The 26,044-nt window shown below is 57.3% G+C and carries 23 protein-coding genes, 2 tRNA genes and 2 pseudogenes; 6 read left to right on the top strand and 21 right to left on the bottom strand.

Annotated features, from left to right (window positions below; genetic code table 11):
• Window positions 1-20 precede the first annotated feature (20 nt).
• The 6 genes from metG to rsmI all read right to left on the bottom strand — a co-directional run bounded on the left by metG (window position 21) and on the right by rsmI (window position 7,800).
• The gene (gene metG / locus AC2T9U_RS02950) at window positions 21-1,880 is read right to left on the bottom strand and encodes a methionine--tRNA ligase (RefSeq protein ID WP_493696600.1); all 1,860 of its coding nucleotides are present in this window, start codon (window positions 1,878-1,880) and stop codon (window positions 21-23) included.
• Between the two features lie 151 nt (window positions 1,881-2,031).
• On the bottom strand, window positions 2,032-2,934 hold the full coding sequence (locus AC2T9U_RS02945; RefSeq protein WP_493696599.1) for a hypothetical protein: 903 nt from the start codon (window positions 2,932-2,934) through the stop codon (window positions 2,032-2,034).
• 248 nt (window positions 2,935-3,182) lie between these two features.
• On the bottom strand, window positions 3,183-3,941 hold the full coding sequence (locus tag AC2T9U_RS02940) for a succinate dehydrogenase/fumarate reductase iron-sulfur subunit (protein WP_115031084.1): 759 nt from the start codon (window positions 3,939-3,941) through the stop codon (window positions 3,183-3,185).
• Window positions 3,938-5,953 (bottom strand): fumarate reductase/succinate dehydrogenase flavoprotein subunit, encoded by a 2,016-nt coding sequence (locus tag AC2T9U_RS02935; protein ID WP_493696598.1) that lies wholly within the window; start codon window positions 5,951-5,953, stop codon window positions 3,938-3,940. Before AC2T9U_RS02935 ends, AC2T9U_RS02940 begins: the two co-directional genes overlap by 4 nt.
• 17 nt (window positions 5,954-5,970) lie before the next feature.
• Window positions 5,971-6,669 (bottom strand): succinate dehydrogenase cytochrome b subunit, encoded by a 699-nt coding sequence (locus AC2T9U_RS02930; RefSeq protein ID WP_493696597.1) that lies wholly within the window; start codon window positions 6,667-6,669, stop codon window positions 5,971-5,973.
• 300 nt (window positions 6,670-6,969) lie between these two features.
• Complete coding sequence (gene rsmI, locus AC2T9U_RS02925) at window positions 6,970-7,800, bottom strand: 16S rRNA (cytidine(1402)-2'-O)-methyltransferase (RefSeq protein ID WP_493696596.1); 831 nt, start codon at window positions 7,798-7,800, stop codon at window positions 6,970-6,972.
• Between the two features lie 82 nt (window positions 7,801-7,882).
• On the opposite strand from rsmI, the gene AC2T9U_RS02920 reads away from it, so the two are divergent.
• Window positions 7,883-9,475, top strand: a complete 1,593-nt coding sequence (locus AC2T9U_RS02920) for a dolichyl-phosphate-mannose--protein mannosyltransferase (protein ID WP_493696595.1) — start codon at window positions 7,883-7,885, stop codon at window positions 9,473-9,475.
• Between the two features lie 5 nt (window positions 9,476-9,480).
• Here AC2T9U_RS02920 and AC2T9U_RS02915 read toward each other — a convergent pair whose 3' ends face one another.
• From AC2T9U_RS02915 to AC2T9U_RS02885, 7 genes and pseudogenes are all read right to left on the bottom strand, one after another.
• A complete protein-coding gene (locus AC2T9U_RS02915) occupies window positions 9,481-9,960 on the bottom strand; it encodes a hypothetical protein (protein WP_147279222.1) in 480 nt (159 codons plus the stop codon).
• Between the two features lie 122 nt (window positions 9,961-10,082).
• A tRNA-Ala gene (locus AC2T9U_RS02910) sits at window positions 10,083-10,158 on the bottom strand.
• A gap of 54 nt (window positions 10,159-10,212) precedes the next feature.
• Window positions 10,213-10,869 carry a hypothetical protein gene (locus AC2T9U_RS02905; RefSeq protein ID WP_493696967.1) on the bottom strand — a complete coding sequence of 219 codons (657 nt, stop codon included), beginning with the start codon at window positions 10,867-10,869 and terminating at the stop codon, window positions 10,213-10,215.
• Between the two features lie 132 nt (window positions 10,870-11,001).
• Window positions 11,002-11,046: pseudogene (locus AC2T9U_RS02900) on the bottom strand (hypothetical protein); the annotation flags it as partial.
• 337 nt (window positions 11,047-11,383) lie between these two features.
• Entirely contained in the window at window positions 11,384-11,986 is a 603-nt protein-coding gene (locus AC2T9U_RS02895; RefSeq protein ID WP_493696594.1) for a MogA/MoaB family molybdenum cofactor biosynthesis protein, read from the bottom strand.
• Entirely contained in the window at window positions 11,983-12,477 is a 495-nt protein-coding gene (gene moaC, locus AC2T9U_RS02890; protein ID WP_493696593.1) for a cyclic pyranopterin monophosphate synthase MoaC, read from the bottom strand. The genes AC2T9U_RS02895 and moaC overlap by 4 nt, the downstream gene beginning before the upstream one ends.
• Window positions 12,474-13,727 carry a molybdopterin molybdotransferase MoeA gene (locus AC2T9U_RS02885; protein ID WP_493696592.1) on the bottom strand — a complete coding sequence of 418 codons (1,254 nt, stop codon included), beginning with the start codon at window positions 13,725-13,727 and terminating at the stop codon, window positions 12,474-12,476. The genes moaC and AC2T9U_RS02885 overlap by 4 nt, the downstream gene beginning before the upstream one ends.
• A 134-nt stretch (window positions 13,728-13,861) precedes the next feature.
• Here AC2T9U_RS02885 and AC2T9U_RS02880 point away from each other — a divergent pair.
• Window positions 13,862-13,954 (top strand): annotated as a pseudogene (locus AC2T9U_RS02880) (FmdB family zinc ribbon protein); the annotation flags it as partial.
• A 62-nt stretch (window positions 13,955-14,016) separates the two neighbouring features.
• Here the strand turns inward: AC2T9U_RS02880 and AC2T9U_RS02875 are convergent.
• Window positions 14,017-14,202 (bottom strand): hypothetical protein, encoded by a 186-nt coding sequence (locus tag AC2T9U_RS02875; RefSeq protein ID WP_306747321.1) that lies wholly within the window; start codon window positions 14,200-14,202, stop codon window positions 14,017-14,019.
• A 53-nt stretch (window positions 14,203-14,255) separates the two neighbouring features.
• Between AC2T9U_RS02875 and AC2T9U_RS02870 the strand changes: the two genes are divergently transcribed.
• Together AC2T9U_RS02870 and mscL are read left to right on the top strand one after the other, a co-directional pair.
• Entirely contained in the window at window positions 14,256-14,915 is a 660-nt protein-coding gene (locus AC2T9U_RS02870; RefSeq protein WP_493696591.1) for an SAF domain-containing protein, read from the top strand.
• A gap of 155 nt (window positions 14,916-15,070) precedes the next feature.
• Entirely contained in the window at window positions 15,071-15,475 is a 405-nt protein-coding gene (mscL, locus tag AC2T9U_RS02865) for a large conductance mechanosensitive channel protein MscL (RefSeq protein WP_208303770.1), read from the top strand.
• Between the two features lie 88 nt (window positions 15,476-15,563).
• Here the strand turns inward: mscL and AC2T9U_RS02860 are convergent, their stop codons facing one another.
• Together AC2T9U_RS02860 and AC2T9U_RS02855 are read right to left on the bottom strand one after the other, a co-directional pair.
• Window positions 15,564-15,785 (bottom strand): hypothetical protein, encoded by a 222-nt coding sequence (locus AC2T9U_RS02860; protein ID WP_493696590.1) that lies wholly within the window; start codon window positions 15,783-15,785, stop codon window positions 15,564-15,566.
• Complete coding sequence (locus tag AC2T9U_RS02855) at window positions 15,779-19,693, bottom strand: PDDEXK-like endonuclease domain-containing protein (RefSeq protein ID WP_493696589.1); 3,915 nt, start codon at window positions 19,691-19,693, stop codon at window positions 15,779-15,781. Before AC2T9U_RS02855 ends, AC2T9U_RS02860 begins: the two co-directional genes overlap by 7 nt.
• A 283-nt stretch (window positions 19,694-19,976) precedes the next feature.
• On the opposite strand from AC2T9U_RS02855, the gene AC2T9U_RS02850 reads away from it, so the two are divergent.
• Both AC2T9U_RS02850 and AC2T9U_RS02845 read left to right on the top strand, forming a co-directional pair.
• Window positions 19,977-20,960, top strand: a complete 984-nt coding sequence (locus AC2T9U_RS02850) for a MinD/ParA family ATP-binding protein (protein ID WP_147279226.1) — start codon at window positions 19,977-19,979, stop codon at window positions 20,958-20,960.
• Between the two features lie 35 nt (window positions 20,961-20,995).
• A tRNA-Arg gene (locus AC2T9U_RS02845) sits at window positions 20,996-21,068 on the top strand.
• A gap of 436 nt (window positions 21,069-21,504) precedes the next feature.
• Here AC2T9U_RS02845 and AC2T9U_RS02840 read toward each other — a convergent pair.
• The 5 genes from AC2T9U_RS02840 to AC2T9U_RS02820 form a co-directional block, all read right to left on the bottom strand.
• Window positions 21,505-22,179, bottom strand: a complete 675-nt coding sequence (locus AC2T9U_RS02840; protein WP_493696588.1) for a hypothetical protein — start codon at window positions 22,177-22,179, stop codon at window positions 21,505-21,507.
• A 26-nt stretch (window positions 22,180-22,205) separates the two neighbouring features.
• On the bottom strand, window positions 22,206-22,988 hold the full coding sequence (locus AC2T9U_RS02835; RefSeq protein ID WP_493696587.1) for a hypothetical protein: 783 nt from the start codon (window positions 22,986-22,988) through the stop codon (window positions 22,206-22,208).
• A gap of 1 nt (window position 22,989) precedes the next feature.
• Window positions 22,990-23,694 carry an ABC transporter ATP-binding protein gene (locus tag AC2T9U_RS02830; protein ID WP_493696586.1) on the bottom strand — a complete coding sequence of 235 codons (705 nt, stop codon included), beginning with the start codon at window positions 23,692-23,694 and terminating at the stop codon, window positions 22,990-22,992.
• Window positions 23,695-24,084: 390 nt separating this feature from the next.
• A complete protein-coding gene (locus AC2T9U_RS02825; RefSeq protein ID WP_493696585.1) occupies window positions 24,085-24,537 on the bottom strand; it encodes a hypothetical protein in 453 nt (150 codons plus the stop codon).
• A 205-nt stretch (window positions 24,538-24,742) separates the two neighbouring features.
• Complete coding sequence (locus tag AC2T9U_RS02820; RefSeq protein ID WP_493696584.1) at window positions 24,743-25,996, bottom strand: MFS transporter; 1,254 nt, start codon at window positions 25,994-25,996, stop codon at window positions 24,743-24,745.
• Window positions 25,997-26,044 lie beyond the last annotated feature (48 nt).

Raw genomic sequence — 26,044 nt, 5'->3', positions numbered from 1 at the left:
CCGACCTGACGTTGAGCTAGTCACTCGGACTCATCCTTGGAGTCACCGTTGAGACGAGCTAGTTCCTCGTCTACTACTGCGGTGTCCAACTTGACGAACACGGGCTTTGGTTTAGCCACAGGTGTACCCGCCACAACCGGGGTGGATTCCCACTTCGGGAAGTTTGAGTAGTCACCGGTGATGATCGGGAACGTTGTCAGTTCGGCAGATGCCCCTTCAACGTCGGTGAGCAATCCCTCCAGCGGCGCATCCAGGTCGCTTACTTCCTCCATGCGTGGCATGGGAGTCAAAGTGCCATCACCGCCGAGCACTGCATGCACTGCATTAGAGCTGTGCGGCAAGAACGGGGAAAGAATGAGGTTGAGGTCGCTGACGCACTGGGCGAGAACGTGCAGCACCGTCTCCAAACGAGGACGTTGCTCTTCGCTCTTGAGTTTGAACGGCTCAGTTGCCGAGACATAGGCATTGACTTCACCGACCACACGCATTGCCTCACCAATAGCAGCGCGTTGCTTATGGCGGGCGATGAGATCACCGACGGTGTCGAAAGCTTCCCGAACCTGGGAAAGAATTGCCTCATCCACAGGCTCCAGCTCACCTAGCGGAGGGATTTCACCGAAGTTTTTAGCAATCATGCTGGCAGTCCGGTTAACTAGGTTTCCCCATCCAGCCACCAATTCGGAGTTGGTGCGTTGGACGAATTCTGACCAGGTGAAGTCCGAGTCGCTGGTCTCAGGGCCAGCGGCAGAGATGAAGTAGCGCAGTGCGTCGGGCTGGTATCGAGAAAGCAGGTCGCGCACATAGATGACCACGCCACGGCTGGAGGAGAAACGTTTGCCCTCCATGGTCATGAATTCGCTGGCTACAACCTCAGTGGGTAGGTTCAGCTTCCCGAAAGTTCCTGGTTCACCACCGTTATCCCCAGCGCCGTTGTAGCCGAGAAGTTCAGCAGGCCAGATCTGGGAATGGAACGTGATGTTGTCTTTGCCTTGGAAGTAGTAAGACAAAGTCTGTGGATCGTTCCACCATTCGCGCCACCGCTCGGGGTCACCGATACGCCGTGCCCACTCGATAGAGGCTGATAGGTATCCGATGACTGCGTCAAACCAGACGTAGAGACGTTTGGTGTTCTGTTCACGCCAATCATCTAGCGGAATCGGGATACCCCAGTCGATGTCGCGGCTCATTGCCCGGGGCTTCATGTCTTTGAGCAGCCCTTGAGAGAAACGAATCACGTTGGTGCGCCAGGTGCCGGAAGCTTCACGCTCATCTAGCCATGCCCCCAGGGCTGTGGCCAGGGCAGGCAGGTCAAGGAAGAAATGTTGAGATTCGACGAATTCTGGTGTTTCGCCGTTGATTTTGCTGCGGGGGTTGATCAGGTCCGTCGGGTCGAGCTGGTTACCGCAGTTGTCACATTGGTCACCGCGAGCGTCGGTGGCACCGCAGATAGGGCAGGTGCCTTCGATGTACCGATCGGGCAGGGTACGGCCTGTGCTGGGGCTGATTGCCCCTTTGGTGGTTTTTTCGACCATGTACCCGTTGGCGTGCACTACGCGGAACATTTCCTGAACAACGGCGTAGTGGTTACGGGTGGTGGTGCGGGTGAACAGATCGTAAGACAAGCCGAGTTTCGTCAAGTCTTCGACGATTACTCGGTTATTTGTGTCTGCCAACTCGCGAGCTGAGACTCCCGCAGCATCTGCGCCGACGAGAATCGGGGTGCCATGTTCGTCCGTACCGCTGACCATGAGGACGTCATGCCCAGCCATGCGCATGTACCGGCTGAAAACATCGGAAGGCACACCGAAACCGGCGACGTGCCCGATATGGCGGGGGCCGTTGGCGTACGGCCATGCGACAGCGGAAAGCACCTTGGTCATGTCACGAGTCTAGAGCGGTACGGGGTGTCCTCTTCACCGAGTTCACGCCAACGCATGCCATAAACGCCGTTCTGGGTGTGTCCTTCAACCGCTCTAGCGTGCTGGGACGAGCAGGTCTGCCCGTTGTGGCAGGCAGATCTGCTCGTTGCCGCTAGGCCTTTATGCGGCCACTGGCCTGCCCGACCCTGCGAATATCTGTACCCAAGCCATCGTGGACATTTTCGTCGGCGAAAACTGTCGCGCCGCCGTTACGGTCAAAGGCGATGAACCCGCCCCTGTCTTCTGGGCACTGCAGCCGCCGCACCGACCGGTAGCCGGCAAATCCAGTTTTCAGCACATTCGTGGTGGCTTTGCCTGAAGCGTAGGGAACCGTGATTTCGCTCAGCTCCCCTGTGCCAGAGTTCACGGCAGTAAGGACGTCAGCCACTGTTGTCGTGGTCCCGTCTTTACCAGGTTGCTCTACGTAGCGCCCAAAAGACAGGTCAGTGATCGCCCCTGCTTTGCTAGCTACGACCTTTGCGCCGCCTAGCCCTTTGACATCGGAGTAGCTGTATCGACGAATGACGCCATTCTTATCTGCGGTGTAAACAAAACCGGCATTGTCTTCTAGCGGATCTACCTGTGCCGCCAAAGCAGTCGTCGTGAATCCGCGACCGATGGTTTTCACCTGCATTTTTGCTCGATAACCATGCTCACTGGCCGTCGCGACCGATATGCGCTGCATACGGCCGCTAGGAGTCACCGCGAAATGAACCCGCATGCCAGCCCCCATATCGCCAGCCTCAGCAGCAAACGTGAATGCCGCAGGACGGCGGTTGAGCTTGCCGTCACTTCCACGCAAGGTAACTTTTGCCCCCGCATCTTCTCCCATCACGTCGTAGGTATTGACCCGCCCGGAGGAATCCACAAATACGGCTTGTCCACCGCAGTCTGCCAACGATGGGGCGGCTGGTACGGCCGCTGATGCCGGGGCAGGCACACCTGCACCCATGCATGCCGCCACCATGACCGACACAGCTATACCAACCTGTCGCGACCTGTCCTTACCGAACATTTCAACCTCCTCTAACACAATCGACGTTTGGGGCCTGGCGCCCAATAGCCACGACGTTTCCCGCCGCCGTATATACCTATTGTGTCTAGGTGCCCCACCGCACAGATAGGTAAATCGGTGACGTTTTGAGCACGAGTTCATACCGACACGCAGACGCTCCCCACCTAAAAGGAAAGAGCGCCCCGGAACTCCGGGACGCCCCTAACTAATTCGCTTATCCCGTTGCTTTAAACAACGGGTAACCGTGGTCAGATATGCAAGAAAGATTTCCGCAGATCTGTATTAAGTCGCGAGATAACATCCATCGGGATGTCCTTCGGGCATGCAGCCGAACACTCACCAATGTTTGTGCAGCCGCCAAACCCTTCGTTGTCATGCGTGGCGACCATGGCCTGCACCCGATCCCAACGTTCTGGCTGCCCCTGTGGAAGCAAGCCCAAGTGCGTCACCTTTGCACCAAGGAAGAGCATTCCTGCCGCGTTCGGACATGCAGCCACACACGCCGCACAGCCAATGCACGCAGCTGATTCGAAGGATCGATCAGCATCTTTCTTCGGCACGGGCACCGAGTGCGCTTCCGGAGCAGCACCGGTGTTAACCGAAATGAATCCGCCCGAGGCAATAATGCGGTCAAAAGCCGTACGGTCCACGATCAAGTCTTTAATCACCGGGAACGCATTGGCTCGCCACGGCTCAATCGTGATTGTCTCGCCATCACGGAAGCTACGCATATGTAGCTGGCACGTTGTCGTGTTGGTGCGGGTAGCACCACCATCATTGCCGTGAGGGCGGCCATTGATAACCAAACCACACATGCCGCAAATACCTTCACGGCAGTCAGAGTCGAACGCGATCGGCTCTTCACCACGATCATTCAACTCTTCATTGAGCACATCGAGCATTTCCAGGAACGACATGTCCTCGCTGATGTCATCAACAACATAGTCATGCAGCGCCCCCTGAGCGGTGGGGCCGGCCTGACGCCAGATCTTCAGGTTGATTCTCACTTGTAGCTCCGCTGCTTCATCTCGATGAACTCGTACACGAGGTCTTCCTTATGCAGGATCGGCGGGTTGCCCTCACCATTCCATTCCCACGCCGCGACATATGCGAACTCGTCATCGTGACGCAACGCCTCACCGTCTTCGGTCTGCGATTCCTCACGGAAGTGACCACCACAAGACTCACGACGATGCAGAGCATCGATACACATAAGCTCACCCAGCTCGAGGAAGTCAGCCACACGGCCTGCCTTCTCCAAAGACTGGTTCAGCTCATCAGCCTTGCCAAGCACACGTAGATTGCTCCAGAACTCCTTGCGCAGCTGGCGGATCAAATCAATCGCCTTACGCAGGCCCTCTTCGCTGCGAGACATTCCGCAGTACTCCCACATGATCTGGCCGAGTTCTTTGTGGTAGCTGTCCACTGAACGGGTGCCGTTGGAGTTGAGGAAGTAATTAATTCGGTCCTGCACCGACTTACGGGCCTCGATAACTGCCGGGTGATCTTCACCCAGCGGCTCAAACGGCGCGGCCGCAAGGTAGTCACGGATCGTATTAGGCAAGACGAAGTACCCATCGGACAAGCCCTGCATCAACGCTGACGCACCAAGCCGGTTAGCGCCGTGGTCGGAGAAGTTTGCCTCCCCAGCAACGAACAATCCCGGGATGGAGGACTCCAGGTCGTAGTCCACCCACATGCCACCCATGGTGTAGTGAACAGCTGGGTAGATACGCATCGGAACTTCATACGGGTTATCGCCCGTGATCCGCTCGTACATGTCGAAAAGGTTGCCGTACTTAGCTTCTACGGCCGCACGCCCCATCCGACCGATCGCCTCGGAGAAGTCGAGGTACACCCCACGGCGAACCATGGTCTCAGTTCCGGTGCTGGGGTCAATTTCAGCGATAGCTGGCCCAACACCGCGGCCTTCATCACACATGTACTTGGCCTGACGCGAAGCGATGTCACGCGGTACGAGGTTCCCAAACGCAGGGTAGATACGCTCCAGGTAGTAGTCCCGATCCTGCTCAGGAATCTGCCGAGGGTCTTTATCGCAGTCCTCTTTACGTTTAGGCACCCAGATACGGCCGTCATTACGCAAGGACTCACTCATCAGCGTGAGCTTGGACTGCTTGTCACCGTGCTGCGGAATACAGGTCGGGTGAATCTGCGTGTAGCACGGGTTCGCGAAGTAGCCACCCTTACGGTGTGCACGCCACGTAGCCGTGACATTGCACCCCATCGCGTTCGTGGACAGGAAGAACACGTTGCCGTAGCCACCTGAAGCCAAAACGACAGCATCTGCTACGTGGGTCTCAATTTCACCAGTGACCATGTCACGCACGATGATTCCGCGCGCCCGCCCATCGGCGACCACGAGCTCAACCATTTCGTGGCGAGAGTACATCGTCACAGTTCCTGCACCGACCTGACGCTCCAGCGCCTGATAGGCACCGATGAGCAACTGTTGCCCTGTCTGACCGCGGGCGTAGAACGTGCGCGAAACCTGCACACCACCGAACGAACGATTATCGAGCAAACCGCCATATTCACGAGCGAACGGGACACCCTGCGCAACACACTGGTCAATGATGTTCGCGCTCACCTCAGCCAAGCGGTACACGTTCGACTCACGGGCGCGATAGTCACCACCTTTAACCGTGTCGTAGAAGAGGCGGTAGATCGAGTCGCCATCCTCTTTATAGTTCTTTGCCGCGTTCATACCACCTTGAGCAGCAATCGAGTGCGCTCGCCGTGGGGAGTCCTGATAGCAGAAAGCCTTAACGACATAGCCAGCTTCGCCGAGTGTGGCAGCAGCAGCAGCTCCAGCCAGCCCCGTGCCAACAACGATGACGCTCATCTTTCGCCGGTTGGACGGGTTCACCAGCTTCGCGTCGAATTTACGCTGCGCCCAACGCCCCTGAATCGGACCGCTCGGAGCCTTCGTGTCCTTGACTGGCTCACCGACGTAGTACAGGCCGTCGACGAGCTCTCCATGTGTGGAAGTCGTAGTCATGATGTCTAGCAGTCCCCTCAGTGGATCAGACCGAACTGGATGGCCAGCGGCGGGATGAGGAACCCAACCACCACAACCACCGCAACGAACAAACCAATGCCCTTAGCCCAAGAACGCGCTTTGGCGGTGTTCGTGAAACCGAGCGTCTGACAGGCCGACCAGGTGCCGTGATGCAAATGCAGCCCCAACGCCACCATCGCCCCGATGTAAATAAGCGTCACCCACCACACCTGGAAGCTCGAAACCACCAACGATGCTGGGTCAGCAGCCGGCAACGGACCAACGTTGAATTGCACGATCGTGAATTGCAGCAAGTGCCAGATCAAGAACAGCAGCAGCGCAATACCACCCCAACGCATCGCCTTCGAAGAGGCACTCGCAGCAGCGGACTTGTTCACCGCATACCTAGTTCCACGCGCTGCTTTGGCTCGCTTCCACAACGTGGCAGCTGAATAAATGTGTGCGATCACCGCAACAAGAAGAACAATGCGGAAGAGCCACAAGAACCCTGAATAGGGAAGGATGGGCATAAACATGGTGCGCAGGTGGTGCGCATATTCATTGAAAAGCTCATGTCCGGCGAGAATCTTCAAGTTTCCGTACATGTGCATCAGCACAAAGAAAACAAAGAGAAGACCCGAGACGGCCATCATGAGCTTGAGCCCGATGGTCGACCGACCGGGGGACGTCGGTTTTGTGAGGGTATTGGTAGCCACGGAAAGATCCTGCCTTGTCACGCGGAAGCTATGTCGGGTTTTCGATACTGCGCTCACGAATCACACGGGTTCGCTTGGGCCGCTGCCCCTGCCGGGACAGAGTGCGCGATGCGTGGACGCCATCACGGTTGATGCTAGACCTCTGAAGGACCTTGAAAGGTCAGGACAGCCTGATCCATGAACACAGGTCACGAAAATAAAAAAACTTCTCCGTGAAAAATGGGTAGACAGCACTGCAGTGCGGTGACAATCCTCACCATTTCGGCCTCCAAAAAGCCAAGCCGTACGTAAAATGCGCCGTTACTTCGCCACAAATGCGTTGTACAACTCTTTACGAGAGTGTCCCGTGGCTTTCGCCACAGTTGCCGTCACAGTGGTCAATTTCTCACCGGCCGCCACTCGCGCGGCAACTTCTTCCACCGCGCTCTCGAAGTCCACTGCCTGCTCCACTTCGCAAGCGCCAGCAACCACGATGACAATCTCGCCCCGGATTTCGCCGTTGGCCCACTCAACCAGCTCAGCCAACGTGCCACGCACCACTTCTTCATACGTTTTCGTTAGCTCACGACACACTGCCGCTGAACGGTCAGCGCCAAAGGCTTGCACCATCGCCGCCAAAGTCGCCGCTGTACGGTGAGGTGCTTCGAAATAGATCAACGTGCGACGTTCCTGCGCGACCTGTTCGAGCGCAGCGGCTCGAGGGCCTGCTTTGCGAGGCAAGAAACCTTCAAAGCAGAACCTGTCCACCGGAAGTCCTGAAACTGCAAGGGCAGTTAACGCAGCGCTCGGCCCGGGCAGGCATGTCACCGTCACCTGCGCTTGCGCTGCCTCTACAACGAGCCGGTATCCCGGGTCACTCACCGAAGGCATGCCAGCGTCTGTCACCAACAAGATATCCACTCCGGCTTTCAGCCGTTCTACTAATTCCGGGGCCTTTGACGCCTCGTTGTGTTCATGGAAGCTGACCGCCTCGCCGGTGTATCGGATACCTAAACGCTCACACAAACGCGTTAAGCGGCGGGTGTCTTCTGCGGCGATGACGGGCGCTGACTGCAGCAATTCGCGCAGCCTCAATGACGCATCACCGTCGTTACCGATAGGGGTTGCCGCCAGAAACAAAGTTCCACTCATACTCTGATCCTGCCAGGCGCCCACGGCACCTGAAGCGGCCTTGTGCAGAGCTGCTTCAGCTACGTCCCCCTACCATGTACACATGGCCGAGATCACTATGCTGCGCCAACGACTACTCGGTCATCGACCCCCGAACCTTCTTCGTGACTGGATAGCAGCCATCGCGATCACTCTGTGGGCCGGAATCATCCGCATCGTCGGGCTCGCACACCCCAACACCCTTGTCTTTGACGAGACGTACTACGTCAAGCAGGGATGGTCGATGATCCTCTATGGGCACGAACGTCGTGTCGAGAACTCTCTCGCTTCCGCCAATGCCTCTCCAAAGGTCGACGAGGTTTTCGCTGCCGGGACTCCGGACGTGTTTGGCCCGGTGGCAGATTTCGTAGTCCACCCTCCGGTCGGGAAATGGCTTATTGGCTTTGGCCAGTGGGCGTTTGGTGTTGAAAACCCGTTCAGCTGGCGTATCGCCTCTGCAGTTTTTGGCACGTTGTCGATTCTGATGATCATTCGAATCGGGCGCCGTCTTTTCGGTTCAACGACCTTGGGGCTCATCGCTGGTGTACTCATGGCTTTCGACGGTCAGCATTTTGTGCACTCCCGCACTGGCCTACTCGACGTGTTCGTCATGTTTTTTGCTCTTGCGGCATTCGGTGCGCTGCTTATTGATCGTGACCGTTCGCGTGAACGCCTCGCTGAAATTGTGGGGACATGGCGAGCCGAAGGCATGCGGGCAGATGACCCACGGTTGCGTTTTGGCCCGTGGCTTGGCCTGCGTCCGTGGCGTCTTGTGGCTGGGGTGAGTTTGGGGTTGGCCACAGGAGTGAAGTGGTCAGGTCTGTATTTTCTTGTCGCATTCGGCCTGTTGACCGTTTTCTGGGATATGGGTGCCCGTCGTGCTGCGGGGATTCGTCGATGGTGGTTCGCAGCGATGCTCATCGAAGCACCTCAGGCGGCAGTCACTATGGTCGGTGCGACGGTCCTCACGTATGTCGCTACGTGGACTGGCTGGTTCCTCACAGACAGCGGATTTGACCGGCATTGGGCTGATGAGAACCCCGCGGCAAAGACTTTTAGCTTTGTACCGGATGCTCTTCGTTCTCTATGGCACTACCACGTGCAGATGTACGAATTTCATCGCGGATTGCACACCAAGCACGATTACATGAGTAATCCGTGGTCATGGATTGTGCAGGGGCGCCCCACCTCTTTCTATTACCAGAGCTACCACAATGGTCAATCTGGTTGCACAACGGATAATTGCAGCGCAGCGATCACTAATCTCGGAAATCCCGTGATCTGGTGGGCTGGAGCATTGTCTATTGCTGTGCTTTTCATCATGTGGGCGTGGCGGCGTGATTGGCGGGCGGGAGCGATTCTTGCCGGCTATGCCGGTGGTTACCTGCCTTGGTTTACTTTGCAGGACCGCACTATTTACACCTTTTACTCGGTGGCTTTTTTGCCGTTCGTGGTGTTGGGAGTGGTGTACTGCCTCGGATTGGCAATTGGCCCAGCTACGGCATCACCAGGACGTCGCCGTAGTGGTCTCATCGCTGTAAGCATGTACGTGGTTCTGGCTGCAGCTGTTTTCGTGTTCTTCTACCCGGTACTAGCTGCTGAAGTCATTCCGTACGAGAGCTGGCGAGCCCGAATGTGGTTCCCCTCCTGGATTTAAGGAGGTCAGCGACGCCGCAGCGCGATGAGACCTACTACCGCTGCAGCAATAAGGAGTAGCAGCGAACCCACCAATTGAAGAATGCGCGCCTGATCATCTAAAACAACCCACGCCACTAAGGCCGCGCCCGCAAGAAGAATCAGGAAAGCCCAGGAGAGCGCAGCACGACCGCGCAGATCATGAGAGCGACTGGTCACCTGCTTGCGAGACCGCCGAGTTTCAGGCTGTAGTTGAGCCGCGGAGGGTTTACTCACGGGCGAGGGCTCAGCTCCTGGCCAGGACCCGCCGGGAGTAGGGCTGGGTGCCTTCCGTGCTGTGCGTCGCTGCCGGGTTTTGTTACCTTCTGGCGCGAGATGGATAGGGCCGCTGGGCCACGTTGGTACGTCCGGGGCTACCGATTTTTGCCCAGCAGCTCCTGGCCACGACTCCGGCGGACGTAACTCGTCCTCCACGGCTACGGGTGCCCCGAAGATGTCCTCGTCCATCTCGCCAGCGTGACATGCACAGGCGCAGTTTCTACTTCTTCTGAGACACATCAACACACGAGGAATTGTTCTGACATATGTAAAGGGTCTTTGATCAGTTGATCAAAGACCCTTTACATATGTGGTGGAGCTGAGGGGATTCGAACCCCTGACCCCCTCGTTGCGAACGAGGTGCGCTACCAACTGCGCCACAGCCCCAGGTGCGAAACCGACCATAGCACCACCTGATCGCCAACACCGAATCGGAATCGATCAGGCCCCCAAGACCCTCGACTGCCCCTCACCGTCGTCGTAATACGCGTCACCGTAATCAAATTCGACGGGAGCTGGAAGTGCGACAGGCTTCGGCGCCGCCGGGCGACGAGCCTTAGCTTTCATCGTGTACGTGGGAGGTGGAACCGGCTTGGGCTCCCAGCCACCGTCAGCAAAAAGCGGATCGACTGCCAGCTGGGACGGCACAGACGTAGCTGCCTGCGCCGCGGGAGTATCGCAGGTTCGATGGTCGCGAACATCAACGAACTCTTGAGCCACCGGCATGGTCCGCGCAGCGGGCCGTGCCTCATGTGCAGCTTCAGCGCGGTAACGCACATTTCGCTCGTATTCGCGGCTGCGCGCAGCCGCTGCTCGTGTGCGTGCGGAGTGGCGAGCCAAAACGGCCGCACGCATCCGCACGAATGTCAATACAGCTACTCCGAAAGCACTCACCGGAATGAAGCCAGAAACCATTCCAAGTATGGCCATCGGCACAGTGACGAGGAAGGCAACCAAAGACCCAAGGAGGAACACTGCACGGACTTGATTACGACGGATCTCACGGGCACGCACATGGGCGGCGCTTTGACGATCCGACTCGGAGTCAACATGGATCGCCTCCATCACAGTGCGACCCCCTACAGGAGCCGTACGCATAGAGGCACCCGCGACAAGTGGACGACCTATCCCGGAAGACGCGGATTTCAGTCTTACGGAAGGCTCCACATCAGCGCTGGCCACCGCCCGACGCTGCAAGACACGCATCTGATTTGAGAAGCGGTCGACATTACGAGCGGTCGCCAATTGCTCCCGTCGGCGAGCGACGTGGACCACGAAATAAATAACCCACGACGCCACGACGGCCACGAAGATCAGGCTGCTCGGCGACACACTCCAACCTTATAGGCATGTGACCTGCCCCAATCCGCCGAATTCGGCGTGTTGACGGAAAAGTTACAACGCTGTGATTACAACTATGGAATCCGATGCTCTTGGCAACCCTTAAGCACAGAGAATCCACAGGAAAAATCCAGCCGAGTCGCGTTTTAGCGCACTTTTCCCCAGAAGCATCAATGACAGCCATAGATCAAATCGAAAATAGATTTATCGCAATCTCCCCCACATGCCCACAAAAGCAACGAAACTCACCCCAAACCAAATTCAATCCCACTCAAACACTTCCCGTTTGAACAAGAACATGCGGAAGCACATCCGCCAAAACATCAAGAGCATCCCGAGTCGCCCCAGAAGACCCCGGAAGATTCACCACAAAAGACTCACCAGCCATCCCCGCACACCCACGACTAAGCATCGACGTAGGCACACCACGAGCAATTCCCACCGCCCGGATCGCCTCAGCAACCCCCGGCAACGGACGATCAATGAACCCCTCGGTCATCTCCGGAGTCAGATCACGCGAAGCAACCCCCGTACCCCCGCTGGTCAACACAACCCGCACCCCCGCCCGAACAGCAGCACCCACAGCTTCCCGAACAGGCTCACCATCACCAACGAGAACAGCAGCTACCTCAAACCCCCATGCAGTAAGCCGCTCACACAAAATCCGGCCAGAAACATCCTCATACTCACCCGAACTAGCTCGATCCGAGCAGGTGATCACACAAGCAGAAGCACCATCAGCAAAAGAAGAGCGAGCCGCCGCCCGCCCCACAAAAGGATCAGGAACCACTACCCCACCAGCACCATGCGGCCGCTCACCCTGCCCTGCCTGACCCGGCACACCAACCGCCCCCAGACCCTCAGCAGCACTCACTGTGATTCACACCAATCACCCGAACGACCACCCGATTTAGCAGTGACCCGCACATCCGTGATCCGACCGTGCTTATCAACAGCTTTCACCATGTCAATCAACGTCAACGCTGCAACCGTCACACACGTCAAAGCTTCCATCTCAATGCCGGTGCGATCGGCTGTGCGAACAGTCGCCGTGATGTCCACCCGATCCTGAGCAACAGACAAATCCACCTCCACCGCATGCACAGCCACAGGATGAGCCAACGGCACAAGATCCGGAGTGCGCTTAGCCGCCTGAATCCCCGCGATACGCGCCACCGCCAACGCATCACCCTTAGGCACCTCACCACACCGAAGCGCTTGAATCGCTGCCGCGCTCAACACCACCGAACCAGCTGCCGACGCCGACCGAGCCGTCACCGGCTTAGCCGAAACATCAACCATGTGAGCCGACCCATCAGCGCGAATATGCGTCAACCCCATCGCACCCTGCCCTTGATTACTCATACCTGCCCTCCCAATCTGGCATCCATCAAAACCAAGCAACGATACGTCGAGGCTCCAACCGCACCACCATCAGAAACAGCAGGAATCTCCATAAGCCCATCAGCATCAGCTAAAGCCTGCAACATATGCGACCCCTGACCAGGCAACACCGTCGCAACAGCACAACCAGACCCATCCCGCTCCAACCGCACCCGCACAAACTGCGTACGATCCCGAGGCTGCGGGCACTTCCCCACCACCTGCACCACCTCAACAGGAACGCCACACGGCTCAGCCCCCGCCATCGCCTGCAACGCAGGCAACACAAACACACAAAAAGACACATAAGCGCTCACCGGATTGCCCGGCAACGTAAACACCGGCACCCCACCCTCAACGCCTTCCAGCGCAAGACGCCCAAATCCCTGCGGCTTACCCGGCATCATCGCCACCTTCTCAAACCGCACTCCCCGATCCGCCAACGCAGCCTTCACTGCGTCATAGGCCCCCATCGAGACCCCACCAGTAGAAATCACCACAGAGCACCCCTGATCAACCCCCCGATCAATCGCCCCCAACACCTCCTCCACTGTGTCTTTCAACCCACTGATATGCACCGACTCAATCCCCCAGGAACCCAGCAAGGCCTCCAGCATCACCCCATTGCTGTCCACGACTTCACCAAAACCAGGCATTTGCCCCAGCGGCACCAACTCATCACCCGTGGAAAGAATCAACACCTTCGGCAACGGATACACCCAAGCCGAAACACATCCCGCCGCCGCAGCCAACGCCAGTTCCCGCGCCCCTAAAACACGCCCAGCAGGGATCACAACCTCCCCAGCACGCACGTCCTCACCCCGGCGACGTACATGACGACCATCAGCAACTGGCACATCCACCCGGACACGATCAACTCCACCATCAGTGTGCTCCACCTGCACCACCGCATCCGCGCCCTGCGGCATCGGAGCCCCCGTCATGATGCGCATCGCCGTCCCTGCAGCCAGCGACACTCGCTCACGTGAACCAGCCGCGATATCTGCCTGCACCGGCAAAAACACGGGCGTTTGTTCCCCAGCGTTGGCGACATCACCAGCCCGCACTGCGTATCCATCCATCGCCGAGTTATCAAACCCCGGCAAATCCACCGCACTGACTAACGGTTCGGCTAACACTCGCCCCACCGCACCTCGCAGCGGCAACTCCACCGCAGCCGTAACTTCCACCTGAGACAACACACGAGAACGGTATTCAGCGACGCTCAGCATGGTCACCACCCTAATCTCGACCATCGGATTAACCACGCCGCCTCCCATGTTGAGAACATGGGAGGAAAAAGCACGAATAGCGGCCTGGGGCGCTTGTCACAAGCGCCCCAGGCCGCCTCGAACCTGGAGACACCATGCCCACGTACCCCTACCAGTGCAAGAACTGCGACCACGCTTTTGAAGCCCACCAGTCCTTCACTGACGATGCCCTTACCGAGTGCCCCGAATGCGGAGGCAACCTGCGCAAGGTGTTTTCGTCTGTGGGGATCGTCTTCAAAGGATCGGGTTTCTACAAAAACGATTCCCGCTCTACCTCCGCAAACACCTCATCAAGCAGTTCCTCGAGCAGTTCAACAAGCAGCTCCAGCTCCTCCTCTTCCAGCTCCGCGAGCCCTTCAGCTGCATCATCAACCTCATCCACCAGCAGCAAAAGCTGATCGCTAACAACCCGGCACGGCGGTGCAGAGTTCTCCACAACACACACTCCGCACCGCCAACACAACCACCGAAGCGACCTACCGTGCCGACATGCCTCTGCCATCTCCGCAGCACTCCAGCACACGCGCCATCCCCTCCCGCCGGTCGCTCTACCGACGCACGCTCCTGCGCAAAGGCCTCGCGGGGCTGCTCACCATCATTGCCGTGTGGCTATTCACTACTGTTCTGGGGCTTACACGCGGGGCAGAAGCTAGCGCATGGGTAACCATCCGCGATATGGAAGCCGGTGAACAACTCACCGAGAACGATGTCCGCTCCGTCCCCATCGAAGCATCCCTACTCACCCCCTCCGCCAACGCCATTACTCGTGAATATCTGGCCTCCGGGAACGTGCTTACAGCCCCCATCACCTCTGGAGAAGTTGTCACAGCCTCCCGGCTTCGCAGTCCCGACTCTTTCGACAAACTGCCCGCCAACCGTCGTGCCGTGCGTATTCCCCTGGCTGACGTGGGGTCAGCTTCCATCCTTCGCGCCGGAAGTCACGTCGACATCCACTCCCCCGCCAACGGCGCTGTCATCGCCGCTGACGTGCCTGTTCTTCAGGTTGACACGCCCACCGGGGACAGCGACACCAAAACTGCTGGAGCAATCCTTGATGTCCCCGCTGACCGAGCACCCCAGCTCATGGCCACGCTCGGCGCCGCAACTCATGACGGCGGCGCAGTCACCCTTGCCATCCGGAGTCGCTGAACCGCAGCCATGTCCGGTGCATTGCCCTACAAGCACATAGATATGATCAGCTTGGTAACAGAACGTACACAGGTACGTTTCACCTTCATTCGGGCTCTCCTCTCACACGAGGGTCGAGCCCATTTCACTCCCCAAAATTTAGACAGAGGTTTTTCATGCTCCAAGGCTTCAAGGACTTCATTCTCCGCGGAAACGTCATCGAGCTCGCGGTTGCCGTGGTTGTTGGCTCCGCGTTCCAGAAGGTTGTGGACACGTTCGTGTCCTCGATCGTCACCCCGATCATCAACGCTGTCGGAGCACCACAGTCCAGTGGTTTGGGCTTCTCGCTGCGTCCGGACAAGGCTGAGGCCACTTTCATTAACTTCTCGACCATCATTAACGCGTTCGTGGTGTTCATCATCACCGCGGCAGTTGTGTACTTCATCTTCGTGCTGCCGATGAACAAACTCGCTGAGCGTCGCGCCAAGGGTGTCGAGCCCGAGCCCGAGGTCGTTTCTGAAGACATTGCTCTTCTACGCGAAATCCGCGACGAGCTCGCTGCGCAGCGCCGCCAAGCCTGAACCAGAAGCTGTTCTCGGATTCAGTGCCGAGCGTGAGGGAGGGGGCCGCCCGATCGGGTGGCCCCCTCCCTCACATGCGCGTTGATGTTCACCCCCAGTGAGGTGGGCGTTGGGAAAGGATCCACCTTTCGCGTTCACTCAACGAGGAGATATCTAAAGCAGGTGTGTTCTGGTCATCTGTGGTCGGGTCGATGATGGGGTCGACTTTTCCAGGCGGTGAGCTGACTGCGCGGCGTCGTCCTACTTTTTTGATACTGCGCTTGCCTGATTCTGCGCTCGAGGAGTCCGGCGGCGGAGGTGAAGTCACCATAGGTCGCTCGAGGTTCCGGTAGAACGATTGCGCGCCGACCGGCCAGCCACCCGGCCAGCTCGGGCATCGGCTGTGCGGATCGCTTCAATCACACGAGCGACGTCAGCACTTGGCTTTTCAGCGAGATCTTCGCTCCACACGCGCACATATTCCCATCCCATCGCGTCGAACTGTTCACCACGCAAACGTTCTCGTTCACGGGTGCAAGTCATGTCCGCGTATCGGCGCCCATCAGACTCGATCGCGACAACGATGCGTCCTGGCACGTACGGGTCTTCAACAGCCAGGTCCAGTGGCGCACAAGAACTGCCGAGGCGCTCATGCACAACAAGTCCCTCTTTGCGGAGCTGGAGCGCAAATTCGCCGAGGATGGCGTCATCACTGCGTCGGATCGTTCGCAACGGAGTGACGTTGGAGGCGTGCCCACCGACTTGGCGACGCAGCACCTCACGATCGCCCCCGGAATCTGCATAGGCAATGAGGTCGTGCAGGGCACGGGCTCCCCGACTTGTCATGCGTCCGCCGTCGAGGTCACTGGCAGTCAATGAGGTGACTACGGTCAAGCGGGAACGTGCTGCAGCAACGACACAGTTGATGCGACGTTCGCCTCCGTCAAGGCCCAGCGGACCTGCCCGGTGCAGAGCTCGCCCGTCTTGGCCAGCAGCGGTACCGATAGCGAAAATCATGCGGTCACGCATGTCTCCGGGCACGCGTTCAAGGTTTTTGACGTAGAACGGTTCGCCTTCAGGGCCTGCGGTGGAGTGTTCTTGCGCCTCGAAGAAGGCCAGAACAACCGGATCAGGCTCATCGGTGAGTCGGTGACGCAGTTCGCTGAGGATATGCACGGTGTGTTCAGGGCTGACCGTAGCGATACCGAGACTGAGTTCTGGTGTGTTCCTGGCATGTTCAAGCGCCAGGCGGACAACTTCGGCGACTTCAAGGCGGGTGAGATCGCGGCTGAAGGCAGTGCTGGTGTCTCCGGGGTGTTCTTCCGGGGCGCTGACGGTGACCAAATCGATAGGCCGATCCGAGCGGGTGCTCGCGAAGGTGACGAACTCCTCGTTGTATTCGTGCAGGTTAGCGAACCCGAAAATACGTTCGTCGTCGCATCCATATTGCCAACCGAGTCGATGCTGAGGCAGAACCGAGGAGAGCTGGCTAAGGACAGACTGCGCGTGTTGGCTGGTGGCGACCATGTCGCCACGTGCGGGAGTGGATGCGGTGAGCGAGAAGGGGGCCGGGGGCAGGCCGTGGGTGTCACCAACGAGAACGACTTGTCCGGCTCGTGCGATAGCGGAAATGGATTCAGCTGTGGTGATTTGCTCGGCGCCTTCGATGATGACCAGGTCAAACCATTGTCCGGGTGGGACGGTGGCACCGACGACGAGGGGACTCATCGTCCAGATGGGGCGGGCAGCTAAAAGCGCGTCAGCGGTGTACGTGAGTAGGTCGCGAGGACGGTCGTGGTGGCTGACTTGGCGTGCTTGTGAAGCGAGGTAGGCAGCTTGGTCTGCGTAGACAACTTTGGCGTGCTTCATACGGCTGGTTGCGCGTGCCGCGACACGACGCCCACCAGTTCGTATGTACTGCTGGTCGAGGCGGATGTACTCGGCTAGTGCCTCGGCAATGGTTTCCTCATGTGTGGGTTCGTTACCGAGAGTTTCGAGGATTGACTCCCACCAAACGTGTTCGAGTTCTTCGACGGCATCGTCGGGTTTGACGTTGCGGTTGGCCAGATCATCGACAAGGGGTTGCAGCCCCAGGCGGGTAAGTTCGTCCAGTAGTGGCGTGACAGTAGGCAAGATGGTGAGCCGGTCGGTGTGTTCGGCAAGGCGAGTGACCCGGTCAGCCACCTGTGGGACCGACTGGTGTAGAAGATCTGCACCTTCACGGCTGGCTGCGAGGACTTCTTCGAGTCGGGCGATGTCCGAAGCGAGCCCGTTCCAAAGGCGGATTGCTTCATCGAGCGCATCAGGGATGCGTGGCCCGCCTCGCCCGCCGAGTGTTTGCCAGCGGGTGCGTTCGTCGCGGGCGCTAACGAGGGGGGCATGGAGTTTGATGTGGCTGTTTTGGTTTTCGCGTAGTAGGTCTTTGGCTCGGCGGGTCAGGGAGTTGCGGGCCCACCAGCCCAGGGTGATTCCTGCACGTTCGCGTTGTTCTCGGTCGGTGGTGGCGTCGACAAGAGAGTCCAGGTCTGCGGTGTAGACGTCCTCGGAAAATATGCCCATGGTGCGGCGGGCTGAGGTGAGAATGGCGAGAGCTTCAGCCCAGTCAGCAGGGCATGTGGCGGCAGGTAGGCCAACGTCGGCGAAGATGGCGTCTAGTCGGGTGGTGTCGTTGGTGAAACGTTTACCGGCCAGGTCACGCACAAGGGTGGTGAGGCTATCGACTTGGGTTTGTTCGGTGACGCGGGCCCCAGCCCAGGGATCTTGGGGGCCGTGTGTCCAGGCACCTGCTAGCGCTGCTTGTTTGAGTGTTGCCCCTGCGGTTTCGCAGGTGGCGCGGTCCATGTGGTTGAGGACCTCAGCGGGCAGGCGCACGGTTGAGGTGGGTGGGACGCTGCGTCGAGCTAGGCGGGTACGGGCACTGAGTGCATCGAAGATGCTGACACCCCACGGGGTTCGGGGAGCGTGGAGGTGTTCACGGTGTGCGGCGAGGCGGGCTCGGTAGTGCTCGTGGCGTTTGGTGAGGTCGGTGATGTCGGGTTCATCGTCGTTGGTTTGGGTGGAGATGGAGTCGACGTAGGCGCGGCTGGGTTCTGCGGGTGAGTGGGCTCCGTCAGGGAAGTCCAGGACGAAGTCGCCAAGCTCGCATTGGTTGAGCCGTTTGTGTAGGTCGACCAGTGCTGTGCGCTTGTTGGCCACGACGAGGACGCGTTTACCGACGGCGAGGGCTCCAGCAACAATATTGGCGACGGTCTGGGTGCGGCCGGTGCCAGGTGCGCCGGTAATGGCCAGGGATACGCCTGCACGGACAGCGTTGATGGCGTTTTCTTGGTGGGAATCGGCGTCCAGGACAAGAAGTTCGCGCACGGCAGTGATGTCGCCGTGGTTGTCGGTGACGTCGTCGTTGGCTAGGAGCTCGCTGGCTTGGGTGTCTCCGGCGAGGGCGGCGATGACATCGTGATCGACAAGGGTGTCGCCAAGGTCGCGTAGGTCGGCGATCATGGGCAGTTTGGCTGGCGAGAAAGTGCTGACGACTTTACGGTCGATGACTTTGAGGTCATCGAGTTCGGCTCCGAGTCGTTGGATTTCACGGAAGACCGGTTGAGGGTCGAAGCGTTGCGAAGTGTAGGCGAGGTCGACGATGTTTTCGGGGTCGATGGTGATGCCACGGCTGGCGAGATAGTTGACCAGGACGGGGTTGAGGTCGAGATCATCGCCCAGGTCGATGTCGTAGTCACGGTGGGCGGGATCGACGGGGTGCAGGGTGCAGGAGCGGATGAGAACGGGGGCGCAGGCGCGCTGTTGGGCGCCGGGTACGTTCCAGGTGGCCATACCGATGGCCATGAAACAGGTGCGCAGGCCGCGTTCTTCTTCGAGTTCGATAGCTTTTCCGCGGATGAGTTCTACGGTGCGGCAGGCTTGAAGGAATGCGCTGCGCTCGCGGACGAGGTCAGAGAGGCGAGTGGCGCGGCCGGCCATGAGCATGGAGACTCCGCCGGGGTGGGCGGTGGTGAGTTCGAGGTCGCTTTCGACGGAGTCTTTGTGCCAGAGGAGGGTGTTGGGGCCGCCTAGTTCGGAGAGTTCGCGTTGCCAGCGGCGCACGGCGGTAGCGACGCGGTTGGCGCGGCCGGGGCGGCCGGTTTCGGTGTGGTCGTTGAGGGTGTCGCGGGCGGGGGCCTGGGCGACGTGGGTGTTGTCGGGGGAGGTGCCGGTGCCGTTGGGCTCGTTAGGCGTTGAACTCACGCTGAAATCCTATCCACTGGCGGGGGGTTCTCTTTGGAACGTATGGGTACTGGTTGTTGTCGTGGTGTGTGTGTTGCTGTGTGGGTGCTGTGTGAGCGGGGGTGCCGGTGGGGTGGTCGGGGTGATGGTGCAGGGCGTGTCGGGTGGTTTTTAGGGATGTTGCGGTGTGGGGCGGTCGTTCTGGACGATTGCGTGAATCTCCTTGACAATGTTGAAGTTAACGGCAAGGTCCCACATATCACGCGAACCGTCGTCCACTGTCTTCGCTAGGAAAGTTCGGTACATGCCTTCGGAATCATCTATTTCGCCGGATCAGCACATCGACGCTCATATGTTGCGTCCTGCTCCTCCTGTGCCTCGCACGGGATGGAGGGGGGTTGCTTACCGGGTGACTGATGGGCGCTGGAATCCGGGGGTTTCGAGTGCCGAGCAACGTCGCCGTGCTCGGGAGGCGCAGATCGGTGCGGCGTTAAATGGCAAGCATGTGACGGCGTACTTCTGCTTGAAGGGTGGGATTTCGAAGACGTCGACGACGGCTGCGGTGGCGACTGCGTTGGCGAATTTGCGCCCGGACCCGGTGTTGGCGATCGATGCCAATCCTGATGCCGGTGATCTTTCGGAACGTCTTGTTGGTAAGAAATTATCGGGCATTACGGAATTGGCGCGCAACATCGAGAGTGTGCACTCGGTGGAGGATTTGGCGCGGTTTACGGTGTCGGCTGGGCGGTTGGTGGTGTTGCCTGGTGAGCCGAACCCTGTGTTGGGTGATTCGTTGTCGTCGCAGGATTTTGAGCGGATCTTGGGGACGGTGCAGCGGTTTTATTCGAATGTGCATGTGGATTGCGGCACGGGGGTGACGCATCCGTTGATGAGTGGGATTTTGCGGCATGCGACGACGGTGGTGATTCCGGCTGCGTGGTCGGTGACGGGTGCGCGGCGTGCGATGGAGTCGATTCAGTGGTTGCGTGACAGTGGGTTTGTGCATCTGGCTGACAACTGTGTGGTGGTGTTGACGTCGAAGGACATCGTGTCTTCGCACGTGGATAAGAAGTCGGTGCAGCGTCATTTGGCTGCTCGTTCGGAACTGATCGTGGTGCCCGCAGATCCGCATATGGCTGATGGCGGGCAGATCGATTGGGAGCATTTGAAGCCCAAAACGCGTGAGGCGTTTTTAAATATTGCTGAAGCGGTGTCGCGGCGATTCGCGACACAGCAAAGCAATGACCACGCAGCGTCCACAGGTTCGGATCTGGTGCTGCAGTCATGAGAGACTAGCGTGGTCGTGGTCTTTGTAGACCATTTGCCCTCGTAGCTCAGGGGATAGAGCACCGCTCTCCTAAAGCGGGTGTCGCAAGTTCGAATCTTGCCGGGGGCGCTCAATAAATCCACTGGTCAAACTGTGCGTGGCGCCGCACCAGGTCCACTCTGCGGCGCTCATCGCTTCTCTCCGGATACCTCAGAATTCAATTCAGTGGACTCGGAACCCCTACTAGCCCCCCCATCTAGTCGGAACGCGCGTAGGAGTTCATGGCTGCCACCGGGTACCTCACAACAGGCCTAACGATCCTTGACGTCGAAACACGCATGTTCGGAGGTAACCCATCACCTTCTGGAACCCAACACAAATCGCTTTGAGAAGGCAATCTAAACAACTGCTGCACTATTTACTTTTCTAGCAAAGGTTGCCAACTGGGTAAGAAAAATTAGACACAATCAAAACGTCTAAAAACAGCAAGCCCTGAATTAAATTCTTAGCTCAATCAAAAATCCATACTGCAGTCAATCTGAATACGAATTCACGGCAGCACGGTTTATTCTTTAATATTTTGAGTCCCCAAAATCTGGGAAGTTAAATACGCAAGAAATGCAAGCGAAATTAGACAGTAGAACAACGCATCCATAACAATCCCCCCTATGAAGCTACTCGCATGATTCATCTCATCAAGGCGGGCCCCTAAGCCACGGGCAGCCACAAACGATGACAGGCGCATAACTGCAGGACCCAAAAGCACGGAGTAGATCAATAGGGACGAAGTTGAGAGCACTCCACTTCGAATCGCCATACCCACACTGTTCCCGAGAATCCCTAAGAGGGAGAATTCCAGTAGAGCAACAATCCCTTGCAAAGGAGTGATTTGCTGAAATTCTTTACCGGCGAACGCATTCATTATAATAAAAGCGCTCATTGTAACCGAGGCGGCTAGAATTAAATAGAACAACATGGACGCAACTAAGTTGTGTACCACTCGAGCTCGACTTGACAGCAAATAGAATTCAGCATCAAAACGATTGTAGGCACTGCTTGAGATCCATGCGGTAACTAATAGAAACACATACGAAAGAGCCGGGAAGACGGAATCTGCAGACATCTCGATGACGTGTCCATTAATTTCAGCACCAATTAGTTCCAGCCCCTGTAAAGCAGGCACGAAAGCAAAAAGCAAGAGCATTGCCACGCAGCATGATGGCAGGGTGCGGATAGCCAAGAAATAGCAATTAATTCGGCTAAACATCATCGACGCCCCCAAACAGACAACAGCAAGTATCCAAAGCTACAGGTGAGCGTCCAGCAAATCAGCAGCGCAACAGACTGAGCAATCGTAAAAACACCCTCACTGGCATCGAAAAACGCAAATGGCTTACCCCCAATTAGAGGTAGCATTTCATGCAGCACAGGTGACAGAACTTTAAAAATCCCGGAAAGCGAGGCCATTAGTAGCACTAAAAGTACGCCCACAGTAACAAATAAACGTCTCGTCAGTGCGCCAACAAACAAAGACAAACTAGTGAAAAGCAGAGCGAATACCGCCACCCTTGAATAAACGATAAGCGCATCAACGACGGACAACGCATCGCGTCCCACGGGCGCAAGCAGCGCGTAAGAAGCAGCAAAGTTGACTATTGCTGCAGTAAAGCTCGCAACGAGCGCCCACACTGAACAGCAGAAAAGAGTCGAGGTGCGTCTAAGTAAAATACGGCTTGATGAGATCAAAATCATCTCATGATCCCCGTTGGTGTATTCCATATGGAACACAAATGCAAGCGCCAGAGGAATTAATATAACCGATGCTTGATATACAGGTCCTAAATACCCCTCCAGCATCAGCTCTGAAATCGGCTTATTCAGCAAAGAGGGGTCAAGGTTTTGCGATTCCAGGTCTCCGGAAACAATGGCATTGAAAATATCGATATTCAACACAGAGAACACAAGACTTAGTACACCAACCGGAATAAAGGCAAAGTACGTTTCCGGCAACGACAGGAAACGTGTCACCTCTGATCTAAGTTCTCTCATGTCACTTCCCGATACCGGTAGAGTTAATAGTGAAGTACGCCTGCTCCAGAGAGCTGTACTTATCTTTCATTGCTACTCGGGAAATATTTTCCGCTACTCGACCTTCTCGTAAGAAAACAAATGAGGTAGCGAGCTGTTCTAATTCATTCATTAGGTGACTAGTTATTAGCACTGTATTCCCCGCATCAGTGTAATCTTTAAGAAAATGACGCAACCATACAATACCTTCTGGATCAAGGCCATTGACAGGCTCATCGAGAATGAGGACTGAGGGATCTCCAAGCAGACTAGTAGCAATCCTAAGCCGTTGCTTCATCCCGAGTGAGAACTTTTTGACCCGTTGACGTCCAGCCTCTTCTAGCCCAACAAACTTAAGTTTTTCGTAGCAACAGGCACTGGACAGACCCTTAGTCGCGGCAACCCACCTCAGATGATCAATTGCTTTTCTTGAAGGATGCGGATTCATAGTGTCCAGAGAAACACCAACGCCACGACTCTCAATGAACTGTGCATATGTCAGCCCGTCAATAAGAGCCTCTCCTGCATTCTGCTTTTCAAGTTGAAGCAAGATGCGCAATAAGGTGGACTTCCCAGAGCCATTGGGGCCAATGAGGCTGACGATCGATCCGGCTGGGACTGAAAAAGAAACCCCTCGAAGAACAAACTTGGCTCCAAACGATTTCTCGACATTTTTGAAGTGAATCACTTTCCCGCTCCTGCCTCCAGGCCATCTAGGCATAAAATTAAAAAAATTCTATATTTTTCTCCAGCAAGAATACCGCCCACCCACACCCGAGCATGCGCTATGAATGGTTTGGTTCGAAAACCACGGTGCCAAGTCAGGGGGATCGGATGCGGCATCGCTAGCAACATGACTGCTAAGGAGCGCTGTAAATATCCATTTCCCGCACATCGATCACTCACGTTGCTTACTTAAATACTGAAGACTGTCCCCTGCACGACGATTTTTTGCATGGGGCCGAAGCTCCAGTGAACCCGATTTCTGAATGGAAGTCGTTCCCGAAGCGCATTTGAGCTGACAGAGACGGCCATGATGGTGGCGGCTACGCGAACACCGCCACCTGAAGCATCGCGTTCAGTCGGCCGTTGGTCTCTGAGAGAGACGTTTGGAAAGCTTCGCGCTGTCTCGCGCGATTTCCTCCAAATCCGCTGTAGGCCAGCTAGCGTCAGGCGACTTGGAGTAAGTAACCATGACGTCCGTGACATATTCGGTTACCTCATCCACCTTGGCCGCAAGGTAACGACCCCACATCACAAGACCACGATCCGTCGCATCCGGCTGATCAACCAGTACGAACACATAGTTCGCCAAAAGCTCCGTTACCAGCTCGAGTGAGAGCTTCGCACCTGAAGCGGCGAGCACAGTTTGGATGAACGTGTCGAAACGCTCACCATTGGCCTCTTTCCAATCCCAGTTACACCCATGACCCCAGTCTTCGGGCACAGCCGAGCCGAGTTCTGCCACTACGCCAGCAACATTCCCTCTCTCCACACGTTCGACAAAATCTGCCAGCTGCTCGTCCCGCATTACTTCACCATCCGTTACTTATCTCGCGAGGCACAGGGCACCGCACACACCAGCGCTCAGCCACAGGCTAGGGGCCAGCACAACCAGCACAAGTTGCCCCAATGAAACAGTGCGAGCGCCTATCTCGCCTCATCACTTACCGATGCGGTTTAGCTCTACCGGTAATAGAACTTTCATATGCCAGATCTGGCTGACGACCACGCCATTACTCGTCTCTTGATGGTTCTGCTGTGTGTTCTTGCAGGAGCCGGTCCATGCCGAGGATCGGCAGAACTGTCAGGCACGAACCCGCAAGCCCTACCCACATGGCTGGGATAACACCCAAACCTGACCCGAGCCAGCCAGCGACGAGCGCTGCGGCAGGCATGCTCCCCCATACAACGAACCGGATGGAGGACGTCATTCGCCCTAGAAGCCGTGGAGGGCAAACTCTCTGGCGAGTACTTACTTGGGTGATGTTGAACAGCACCGCGCCTAATGTCATTCCAACTTGCCCCACCGTGAGCAGGGCGATAGCACCAGCTGGCCTGCCCGCACCGATCCACCCAGCGAGCGGAAACAACCCCGTCGAAGCGACGGCAAGACACAGCCCTAGCGCCATCGTTGCGCCAGAGCGGAGCCACTTGCGCAGCACCGGGAGAATGACTACTCCCGCGATCCCGCCGATGCTTCCAACGCCAAGAACAATCCCCATGACCGTCGCGCTGAGGTTGAGTTCACGCAGAACGAGGATGGGCGTGAGCGTCATGACGATGGTGGAGAAAAAGTTTGACGCCCCGGTGGTAGCCACCAAACGCCGCAGCACAGGGTGCGTAGCGACAAAAGAAAGTCCTTCGCGCACATCCTGAGCGATCGTGGTCGAGGCAGCTGAGCTTCTGGAGGGTTCACGGTCGGCGACTAAGTGGAGAAGCAATCCGCATACCAGGTATGCGAGGGCGTCGATAGCGATAAGTAGGGGCGCACCAACCACGGGCACCAAGGATCCCGCAATCGCTGGCCCACCTGCTGCTGCCACCTGCGTTGATCCTTCCAGGCGCGCGTTAGCTGCCTCGATGTCTTGGCGTGCAACGAGGAAAGGCACTACAGACTGGTAGGCGACGTCAAAGAACACTGAAGCGATCCCTACGGCGATGCCGATGAGGTAGAGCCAGTGCAGTTCCAGCGCTCCTGCGATCCACAGCAGCGGAACTAAAGCCAAGACGGTAGCGCGCACCCATGCAGAGCAGATCATGGTGCGTCGCTTATTCCAGCGGTCAACCCAGGCGCCAGCGGGTAGCCCTACAACGAGGTAGCACACTGTCAGTGAGGCAGTCAGGTATCCAACTTGTGCTGGGCTCGCACTAAACAAGTTAATCGCGACAATCGGGAGGGAAAACAACCCAAAACGCTGCCCGAACTGAGAGATTGTTTGTGCTGCCCAGAACCGAGCGAACATCGCAGACTTCGCTGCCGTAGTCACTATGCCCCCGATGATGCTGTTAAAAGCCCGTCCGCTGACACAACCGAC

Source organism: Dermatophilus sp. B7861-1 (assembly GCF_058996045.1).
Note: the sequence above shows the minus strand (reverse complement) of the source record. Positions and strands in the feature narration are given on the sequence as shown.